We start from the raw sequence: 9,413 nt of genomic DNA, 5'->3' as shown, positions 1-9,413 counted from the left end.
TCCAATTATCCCTTGCAGGACAGGCACTTTCGCTTATCTACACCCCGTTTCTCGAGGCATTTCACGAAAAATCTGGGTTAGGGTTGGCCCAGCGATCGCGTACAAGTAACGCGGTAGTCCACGAGATAACCGGGAGGCGGCCGGGAATGGGCCTGTTCCGCAAGCGTAAGAGCCGTGCGACCCGTCGCGCCGAAGCGAAGGCACTGAAGGCGGGCGCCAAGCTGGAAGCCAAGCTGTCGGCCAAGAACGAGAAGAAGCGGATCAAGGCCGCCCAGAAGGCCGAGGCGAAGGCACTCAAGGCGCAGCTCAAGGCCCAGCGGGAAAGCGACCGGTTGGCGTTGAAAGTCGCCGAGACCGAGCTAAAGGCGGTTCGTGAAGGTAAGTTGTTGTCGCCCACTCGAATTCGTCGCACCCTCACGGTGTCGCGGCTGCTCGCCCCAATCCTGACGCCGGTGATCTACCGCGCGGCGATCGCGGCCCGCGGTCTGATCGATCAGCGTCGCGCCGACCGGCTGGGCATTCCGTTGGCACAGCTCGGGCGGTTTTCCGGGCACGGCGCGCGGCTGTCGGCCCGGATTGCGGGTGCGGAGCAGTCGTTGCGAGTGGTCGAGCAGAAGAAGCCGAAGGACCCGGAGACCAGGCAGTTCGTCTCGGCGATCTCCGAGCGGCTGTCCGATCTGTCGGCGGCCGTCACCGCGGCCGAAAACATGCCGTCGGCCCGCCGCCGGGAGGCCCACAACGCCATCTCGGCGCAACTCGACGGTATCGAGGCCGACCTGTTTGCCCGGCTGGGATTGAGCTGATCCGCGTGCGCCCTGCGCTGGGTTCGGTGCTCGCTTCGGTACTGGTGGCCCTTATCTTGGGCGCCGCGCTTGGCTTGGCGACGGCGAATGCGGCAACACCGGCACCCAGCTTGGTCGCCGCTCCTACCCACGACGGCGGCGACATTCCGACCTGGCCGTTCGCGGTCGGCACCGTCGCGGCGGTCGCCGTGGTCGCGCTCTGGGCGGCACGCCGGGGTCGCTGATCACGTCCTGGCATGATGGGACTCGATTGATTCGCGACTGAGCGACAGCGACGAAGAAAGTAGTTACGAGGAGCGGCCGCATGGCAGACCCGCAGGATCGACCCGACAGCGAGGCCCAACCGGCCCCGGCGGCGCCGCCCCCGGCCCCGTCGGCAGAGCCGACCCCGCCGGCCAAGAAGCAGCCCGCCAAGAAGGCCGCGAAAACGCCCGCAAAGAAGGCACCTGCGAAGAAGGCTCCGGCCAAGAAAGTCCCTGCCAAGAAGGCCCCTGCCAAGAAGGCCCCTGCCAAGGAGGCTCCCGCCAAGAAAGCGCCCGAGCAGGCGCCCGAGAAGAAGCCCACCAGCCCGGAATCCGCGCCGCCAAAGCTGGCCGACGAGGTCTTCGGCGTCCAGCACCGAGCCGACACCAACGGAGAACTGGCCGCCGCCGCCAAAGCCGCCGCTGCGCAGGCGAAGTCGACCGTGGAGAAGGCCCCCGACCCGCTTCCTCGCTCGGAGCCGGGCCTGACGGGTGGCCACTCCCCCGTGCCGCTGGTGGTCGCCATCGCCCTGAGCCTGCTGGCGTTGGTGCTGGTCCGGCAGCTGCGCCGGCACTGACGACAATGACGATCTCGTTCCGCCCGACGGCCGACCTGGTCGACGACATCGGTCCCGACGTACGCAGCTGCGACCTTCAGTTCCGGCAGTTCGGCGGCCGCACCGAGTTCGCCGGTCCCATCAGCACCGTGCGCTGCTTCCAGGACAACGCCCTGCTCAAGTCGGTGCTTTCACAGCCGGGCGAGGGCGGAGTGCTGGTGATCGACGGCGCGGGCTCGGTGCACACCGCGTTGGTCGGTGATCTGATCGCCGAGTTGGCCCGCTCGAACGGCTGGGCCGGTCTGATCGTGCACGGCGCGGTGCGCGACTCCGCCGCGCTGCGCGGCATCGATATCGGCATCAAGGCGTTGGGCACCAATCCGCGCAAGAGCACCAAGACCGGCGCCGGCGAGCGCGACGTCGAAATCAGCTTGGGCGGAATAACGTTCGTGCCCGGCGACATCGCCTACAGCGACGATGACGGCATTGTCGTCGTGACACCGTAGCGACCCGACCCCAAACCGGTTACGAAACCCCCACGGGAGCGGGCTTTTTCGCGAACAGCAAGCCTTCGTCCTCGAGCTTGCCCCGTCGGATGAGGCGGATGTCGCGCAGGTAGTTCTGGTTGAGCCGCCACGGTGTGCGCGAACCCTGCTTCGGAAGTTGGTCCAGTGAGCGCAACACGTACCCGGGCGTGAACTCCATGAACGGCCGCTCCTCGACATCGGGGCCCGGCCGATCCACCACCACCGTCTCAAACCCGTTGGCGTCCATGTGGTTCAACAGACGGCAGACGAACTCCGACACCAGATCGGCCTTGAGGGTCCAGGACGCATTGGTGTAACCCACCGTGTAGGCCATGTTCGGGATGCCGGAGAGCATCATGCCCTTGTAGGCCACCGACTTGGTGACATCCACCGGTTCGCCATCGATGGAGACGCCCGCCCCGCCGAACAGCAGCAGGTTCAAACCCGTTGCGGTGATGATGATGTCGGCCGCAATTTCCTGCCCGGAGTTCAGCCGGATGCCGGTCGGGATGAACCGGTCGATGGTTTCGGTGACCACGTCGACCTTGCCGTGCCGGATGGCGCGGAACAGATCGCCGTTGGGCACCACGCACAACCGCTGCTCCCACGGGTTGTAGTGCGGTCCGAAATGCTTTCGCACGTCATAACCCTCGGGCAGTTGCTTCTTGGCCAGGCCCATGAACATCTTGCGCATGCGGCGCGGCCACTTCTGGCACGCGCCGTACACGGCCGCCCCACGGACCACGTTCTTCCACCGCACCGCGGTGTACGCCATGCGCTCGGGGAGATAGTGGTTGAGCCGCTCAGCTATGGTGTCGCGCTTGGGTTGCGACACGATGTAGGTGGGCGAGCGTTGCAGCATCGTCACGTGCTTGGCGCCCGAGTTGGCCAGCGCCGGAACGAGGGTGACGGCCGTGGCGCCACTGCCGATCACGACGATGTTCTTGCCTTCGTAGTCGAGATCCTCGGGCCAGTGTTGGGGGTGAATGATCGCGCCGGTGAAGTCCTCCGACCCGGCGAACTTCGGCGAGTAGCCCTCTTCGTAGTTGTAGTAGCCACTGCAGAGGAACAGGAACGAGCAGGTGATGCTGCGCTGCTCGCCGTTGCTGTCGATCTGGACCGTCCAGCGGTTCTCCGCGCTCGACCAGTCGGCGTTGACGACCTTCTGGTTGTACCGGATGTGCTTGTCGATGCCGTACATGGCCGCGGTGCTCTTGACGTACTCAAGGATCGGTCCGCCGTCGGCAATCGCCTGGCGTTCCGTCCACGGCCGGAACCGAAAGCCCAGGGTGTGCATATCGGAGTCGGAGCGAATGCCCGGGTAGCGGAACAGGTCCCAGGTGCCGCCCATGGCCGCGCGCTTTTCCAGGATCACGTAGCTCTTGGTCGGACAACGGTCCTGCAAATGCCAGGCCGCGCTAACCCCCGAGATGCCAGCGCCGACGATGACGACGTCGAGGTGCTCAGTCATGTCGACACGCTATCAACGCCCTGTCGAGGGGGTCAACACTCTGTCGAATTTCTCAACACCGCGGTAAGCTGCGGGTCGTGACCTCCTCCGCCGCCAGCCAGGTTTCGCCGCGCCGGGGCCGGCGTACCGCCCGGCCGTCCGGCGACGATCGCGAGTTGGCGATCCTGGCCACCGCCGAGCGGCTGCTCGAGGACCGCCCGCTCAGTGACATCTCCGTCGACGACCTGGCCAAGGGCGCCGGCATCTCCCGGCCCACGTTCTACTTCTACTTTCCGTCCAAGGAAGCGGTGCTGCTGACGCTGTTCGACCGAGTGGTCAATGAGGCCGACTCCGCATTGGAAGCGCTCAGCCAGAGCATGGCCGAGCAAGGGGAGAACCGCTGGCGCATCGGGATCAACGTGTTCTTCGAAACCTTCGGGTCCCACCGGGCGGTGACTCGTGCCAGCGTGGCCGCCAGCGGCACCAATCCCGAGCTGCGCGAACTGTTGTCGAAGTTCATGCAGAAGTGGATCAGCTTCTGTGCGGCGGCCATCGACGTCGAGCGCGACCGCGGCGCCGCACCACGCACCTTGCCCAGCGAGGAGTTGGCCACGGCACTCAACCTGATGAACGAACGCACGCTGATCGCACTGTTCTCCGGCGAGAAGCCGTCCATACCGGAAGAGCATGTGCTGGACAACCTCGTGCACATCTGGGTGAGCAGCATCTACGGCGAGGCCCGTTAGATCTTCGTCTTGCGACAATGGCCGTATGGGCGAGGAAAGCCTCTGGATGCGCAAGGTCGCGGCCAACCCCGGGCACTCACACTGGTACATCGAGCGCTTCCGTGCCATGGCACGCGCCGGTGAGGATCTGGCCGGCGAGGCGCGTCTCATCGACGCGATGGCTCCCCGTGGTGCCCGCATCCTCGACGCCGGCTGCGGCCCCGGCCGGTTGAGCGGGTATCTCGCCGCCGCCGGTCACGACGTCGTCGGCGTCGACGTCGACCCGGTGCTCATCGAGGCGGCCGAACAGGATCATCCCGGGCCGCGCTATCTGGTCGGCGACCTCGCCGAACTCGACTTGCCCGCGCGCGGCATCCCCGAGCCGTTCGACGTGATCGTGTTGGCCGGCAACGTCATGACGTTTCTTGCCCCGAGCACCCGGGTCACGGTGCTGGGCCGGGTGCGCGCCCACCTCGCCGCCGACGGCCGCGCCGTGATCGGCTTCGGCGCCGGGCGCGGGTACCCGTTCGCCCAATTTCTCGACGACACCACCGAAGCCAGGCTGACGCCCGACCTGCTGTTGTCCACGTGGGATCTGCGGCCGTTCGCCGATGACTCCGATTTTCTGGTTGCGCTGCTTCGAGCGGCTTGAGAACGGCTGGTTGTCGGACCCGCATGCGAACATATGTTCGTGCGGTGCGAGGCGTCCATCCTGCACGCGGACCTGGATTCGTTCTACGCCTCCGTCGAGCAGCGCGACGACCCCTCGTTGCGGGGTCGCCCGGTGATCGTCGGCGGCGGCGTCGTGCTGGCCGCCAGCTACGAGGCCAAGGCCTACGGCGTGCGGACGGCCATGGGCGGGGGTCAGGCGCGACGGCTGTGCCCGCACGCCGTGGTGGTGCCGCCCCGCATGCGCGCGTACTCGCACGCCAGCGAGGCGGTGTTCGAGGTGTTTCGCAACTTCTCGCCGATCGTGGAGCCGCTCTCGGTCGACGAAGCCTTCATCGACGTCAGCGGGCTGCGCCGGACAAGTGGGCGGGTCTCCGGCAGCCCGGTACAGATCGCCGCGCAACTGCGCGCCGACGTCCGCGACCAAGTTGGCCTCCCCATCACGGTAGGCATCGCCCGAACGAAGTTCCTTGCGAAGGTCGCCAGCCAGGAAGCCAAGCCCGACGGGTTGCTCCTCGTCCCGCCTGATCAGGAGCTGCAATTTTTGCGTCCATTGCCGGTGCGCCGGTTGTGGGGCGTAGGCGCCAAGACCGCCGAGAAGTTGCAGGCTCACGGCATCAGAACCGTCGCCGATGTCGCCGAGCTCAGCGAGTCCACTCTGGCCTCGATGCTGGGTGGTGCCATGGGCCGCCAGCTGTACGCGTTGTCCCGCAACATCGACCGTCGCCGGGTCACCACCGGTGTCCGGCGTAGGTCGATCGGCGCCCAGCGTGCCCTCGGAACTCGCGGCAACACCATGTCCCCCGCCGAGCTCGATGCCGTCGTGGTCACGTTGATCGACCGGATCACCGGGCGCATGCGCAAGGCGGGGCGCACCGGGCGGACGGTGGTCCTGCGGCTGCGGTTCGACGACTTCGGCCGGGCCACCCGATCGCACACCCTGCCGTGGGCTACGTCGTCGACGGAAACCATCCTCGGCGCGGCGCGCCGGCTCGTCTCGTCGGCCGCGCCGCTCATTGCCGAGAAGGGTTTGACGCTGGTCGGCTTCGCCGTGTCCGGCATCGACCGCGACGGCGCCCAGCAGCTGATGCTGCCGTTCAGCGGTGAGTCGCTGGCGGTGGACGCCGCCGTCGACCAGATCCGCCGGCGCTTCGGCAACACTGCGGTGACGCGCGCCGTACTGGTCGGCCGCAACCCCGGCCTGGAGATGCCCCACCTGCCGGACTGACTGACAACAAATGGGGCAGATGCCCCATGGGTATTCGCCCCGATCGCCATACGCTCCTGCCCTACCGACCTGCATCGGTGACTCACCGGCCCCGCGGTTCGGTGCGACTTCTGCGCGAATTGCCTTGGGAGGTAACAAATGTCGTTTGTCATTGCGGTGCCGGAGTTCATCGCCGCGGCGGCATCAGACTTGGCTGGGATTGGATCGGCGGTGGAGTCGGCCAATGCTGCGGCTGCGGCCCACACGACGGGTGTGCTGGCGGCGGCGCAGGATGAGGTGTCGGTGGCCATCGCGGAACTGTTCGGGACGTTCGGTGCTCAGTACCAGAGTGTGAGCGCGCAGGCGGCGTCGTTTCATGCCCAGTTCGTGCAGGCGCTGACCGGTAGTGCCGGATCGTATGCGTCGGCGGAATCCGCTGCGGCGCAACCGTTGCAGAGTCTGCTGGACGTGGTCAATGCGCAGTTTGTGGCCCAGACCGGGCGCCCGCTGATCGGCAACGGCGCCAACGGCGCTCCCGGGACGGGCCAAAACGGCGGCGCCGGTGGATGGTTGATCGGCAACGGCGGGGCCGGCGGCTCGGGCACCTCGACCGCGGGGGCGGACGGCGGGCCCGGTGGGGCCGGTGGAGTGAGCGGGCTGTTCGGCAGCGGTGGAGCCGGTGGGGCCGGAGGTGTGGCCACCACGGCGGGCAAGGCCGGCGGCGCCGGCGGTGCGGGTGGCAACGCGATGCTGTGGGGCTCGGGTGGCGCCGGCGGCGTGGGTGGTGCCTCCACCGATGGCGCCGGCGCGGGCGGCGGTGCGGGTGGCCGCGGCGGCAACGCCGGCTTGTTGTTCGGTGCCGCCGGTACCGGTGGTGCGGGCGGCTTCACCTTCGGAGCTGCCACCGGCGGGGCCGGCGGTAACTCCGGGGTGTTCGGCAACGGCGGGAACGGCGGCAACGGTGGCGCGGGCATCACCACCGGCGGAAACGGCGGCACCGGCGGAAACGGAGTGCTGATCGGCAACGGCGGCAACGCGGGCAGCGGCGGTACCGGCGCGACCGCCGGCAAGGCCGGCCTCGGCGGCACCAGCGGGCTGCTGCTGGGCGCGGACGGGATTGGCGCGCCGGTAAGCACCAACCCGCTCCACGTCCTGCAGCAAGGTGTGCTCAACATCGTCAACCAGCCGGTGCAGGCGTTGACCGGACGCCCGCTGATTGGCAACGGCGCCAACGGAACCCCGGGAACCGGGGCGGCCGGCGGCGACGGCGGCTGGCTGTTCGGCAACGGCGGCAACGGTGCCCACGGGGCGACCAACACCGCCGCCGCCGGGGCCGGCGGCAACGGTGGCGCGGGCGGTGCTGGCGGTGGGTTGTTCGGCAACGGCGGCACAGGTGGGGCCGGCGGCATCGCCAACGGCGCCGGCGGGATCGGCGGCACCGGCGGCGCGGGCGGTTCGGCACTGCTGAACGGTTCCGGCGGTACTGGCGGGGCCGGCGGCCAGGCGATCAACGCCGGCAAGGGCGGCGCGGGGGGGCGCGGCGGCAACGCCGGATTACTCGGCGGCGCCGCCGGCAGCGGCGGCTACGGTGCTGCCTCGGGCCCCACCGGTGTGGGCGGGGCCGGGGGCAGCGGCGGTCTGTTCAGCAACGGCGGGGTCGGCGGGTCCGGCGGCGCCGGCGCCGCAGGCGGGGCCGGTGGTAACGGGCTGCTGTTCGGTGCTGGTGGCACCGGCGGGGCTGGCGGTCTGGCCGGCAACGGCGGTAATGGAGGCACGGGCGGGCTGTTCGGCTCCGGCGGCGACGGCGGGTCCGGCGGTTACTCGGGAGATACGGGCGGGGCCGGCGGCAACGGAGGCAACGCCGGGTTGCTGTCCTTCGGCACCGGCGGCGCCGGTGGCAGTGGTGGAGCCAGCACCACGACAGGCGGTGCCGGCGGGGCCGGTGGCAACGCCAGCCTGCTGTTCGGCTCCGGCGGAGCCGGCGGTACCGGCGGGCACGGCGGCGCCGGCGGCAGCACCACATTCCAGGGCGGCGCCGGCGGCGCCGGCGGCAACGCCGGACTGCTGTCTGGCTCCGGCGGTGCGGGCGGGGCCGGTGGATCCGGCGCCAACGCGAACGGCCAGGGCACCGGCGGGACCGGCGGCACCGGCGGGAAGGCCGGTGTCACCGGCAGCGGCGGCGACGGCGGCGCAGGCGGCTTCGGCGCCACCACCGCAGGCACGGGCGGCAATGGCGGCAACGCAGTCCTCGTCGGCAACGGTGGTAACGGCGGCAACGCCGGCAAGGCCGGGGGCACCGCCGGCACCGGCGGCACCGGCGGGCTCCTGCTCGGCAACAACGGAAACAACGGCAAGGCCTAGCCAAGCCGTCAGCGGGCACGCCCGCTCACCGCCAAATCGGCAGCGAACTGGGCGACGCACCCCACAACGTCGCCCAGTTCGCCGGGTTCTGACGTCGTCCACTCCCCGCAACCGGCGGAGCCCCGCAGGGGTGCTGTCGGTACGGCGTCGTACATATCTTTGCATCACATTTGCAAATTCTCGGAATTTCATAGACGGATGCCCTGACAGGCGTAGATTCGACCTACCCCGCATCATTCGGGCGCGAGGATTGGGGGCCGAAGATGCCGACTTTTGTATTTGTCACCCCGGAGGTCCTGGGCACGGTCTCGGCGGATCTCAACGCAATCGGCTCGGCGATCAGTTCGGCCAACGGGACAGCGGCGCGCTCGACCACATCCGCGTTGGCCGCTGCGCAGGACGAAGTCTCGGTCGCCATCTCTCGGGTGTTCGAGGACTACGCCGGGGAGTATCAGGCGCTCAGCGGGCAGGCGGCGCTGTTTCACGAGCGGTTTGTGCAAACGCTGACGTCCGGCGCGGGTTTGTACGCGACGGCGGAAGCGGCCAGTGCGGACCCGCTGACCGCGCTGGTCGGCGAACTGCAGGGCTTGGGGTTGTTCAACTTCGATCCGATCAAGCTACTGACCGGGCGCCCGCTGTTTGGCAATGGAGCCGACGGGGCGCCGGGGACCGGGCAGGCGGGCGCCGACGGAGGGTGGCTGATCGGTAACGGTGGGAACGGCGGCTCGGGCGCTCTCGGGCAGGCCGGCGGGGCGGGCGGATCGGCGGGCTTGTGGGGACATGGCGGCAGCGGCGGAGCAGGTGGCAACGGCAAGGCCCTCATCGGCGGGCCAGGCGGGAACGGCGGGGCCGGAGGGGCCAACGGGCTCATC

At 69.1% G+C, this 9,413-nt stretch carries 9 protein-coding genes and 2 pseudogenes; 10 read left to right on the top strand and 1 reads right to left on the bottom strand.

Annotation, left to right across the window (positions count from 1 at the left end; translation table 11 throughout):
- Positions 1 to 146 precede the first annotated feature (146 nt).
- The 4 genes from BST27_RS28880 to rraA all read left to right on the top strand — a co-directional run bounded on the left by BST27_RS28880 (position 147) and on the right by rraA (position 2,108).
- Entirely contained in the window at positions 147 to 803 is a 657-nt protein-coding gene (locus tag BST27_RS28880) for a DUF6474 family protein (RefSeq protein WP_069422504.1), read from the top strand.
- A 5-nt stretch (positions 804 to 808) separates the two neighbouring features.
- Entirely contained in the window at positions 809 to 1,027 is a 219-nt protein-coding gene (locus BST27_RS28875) for a hypothetical protein (protein ID WP_232007470.1), read from the top strand.
- 80 nt (positions 1,028 to 1,107) lie between these two features.
- Positions 1,108 to 1,623, top strand: a complete 516-nt coding sequence (locus BST27_RS28870) for an Rv3852 family protein (protein WP_069422502.1) — start codon at positions 1,108 to 1,110, stop codon at positions 1,621 to 1,623.
- A gap of 5 nt (positions 1,624 to 1,628) precedes the next feature.
- Positions 1,629 to 2,108, top strand: coding sequence for a ribonuclease E activity regulator RraA (gene rraA / locus BST27_RS28865; RefSeq protein ID WP_069422501.1), 480 nt, complete (start codon positions 1,629 to 1,631; stop codon positions 2,106 to 2,108).
- A gap of 19 nt (positions 2,109 to 2,127) precedes the next feature.
- Here the strand turns inward: rraA and BST27_RS28860 are convergent, their stop codons facing one another.
- Positions 2,128 to 3,600: a flavin-containing monooxygenase gene (locus BST27_RS28860; protein ID WP_069422500.1), complete on the bottom strand. Its 1,473-nt coding sequence runs from the start codon at positions 3,598 to 3,600 to the stop codon at positions 2,128 to 2,130.
- 77 nt (positions 3,601 to 3,677) lie between these two features.
- Here BST27_RS28860 and BST27_RS28855 point away from each other — a divergent pair, with 77 nt between their 5' ends.
- The 6 genes and pseudogenes from BST27_RS28855 to BST27_RS28835 all read left to right on the top strand — a co-directional run.
- Positions 3,678 to 4,325 carry a TetR/AcrR family transcriptional regulator gene (locus tag BST27_RS28855; RefSeq protein WP_069422499.1) on the top strand — a complete coding sequence of 216 codons (648 nt, stop codon included), beginning with the start codon at positions 3,678 to 3,680 and terminating at the stop codon, positions 4,323 to 4,325.
- Positions 4,326 to 4,350: 25 nt separating this feature from the next.
- On the top strand, positions 4,351 to 4,956 hold the full coding sequence (locus tag BST27_RS28850) for a class I SAM-dependent methyltransferase (RefSeq protein ID WP_069422498.1): 606 nt from the start codon (positions 4,351 to 4,353) through the stop codon (positions 4,954 to 4,956).
- A gap of 33 nt (positions 4,957 to 4,989) precedes the next feature.
- The gene (gene dinB / locus BST27_RS28845; RefSeq protein ID WP_069422497.1) at positions 4,990 to 6,201 is read left to right on the top strand and encodes a DNA polymerase IV; all 1,212 of its coding nucleotides are present in this window, start codon (positions 4,990 to 4,992) and stop codon (positions 6,199 to 6,201) included.
- Between the two features lie 138 nt (positions 6,202 to 6,339).
- A pseudogene (locus tag BST27_RS35145) lies at positions 6,340 to 6,558 on the top strand (PE family protein); the annotation flags it as partial.
- 801 nt (positions 6,559 to 7,359) lie between these two features.
- A pseudogene (locus BST27_RS35140) lies at positions 7,360 to 7,452 on the top strand (PE family protein); the annotation flags it as partial.
- Positions 7,453 to 8,804: 1,352 nt separating this feature from the next.
- The coding region (locus tag BST27_RS28835) for a PE family protein (protein ID WP_139805432.1) at positions 8,805 to 9,413 on the top strand (609 nt) is incomplete at its 3' end.

Origin of the sequence: Mycobacterium intermedium (assembly GCF_002086275.1) — a bacterium.
Taxonomy (GTDB): Bacteria; Actinomycetota; Actinomycetes; order Mycobacteriales; family Mycobacteriaceae; genus Mycobacterium; species Mycobacterium intermedium.
This window is presented reverse-complemented; position numbering and strand designations above follow the sequence as displayed.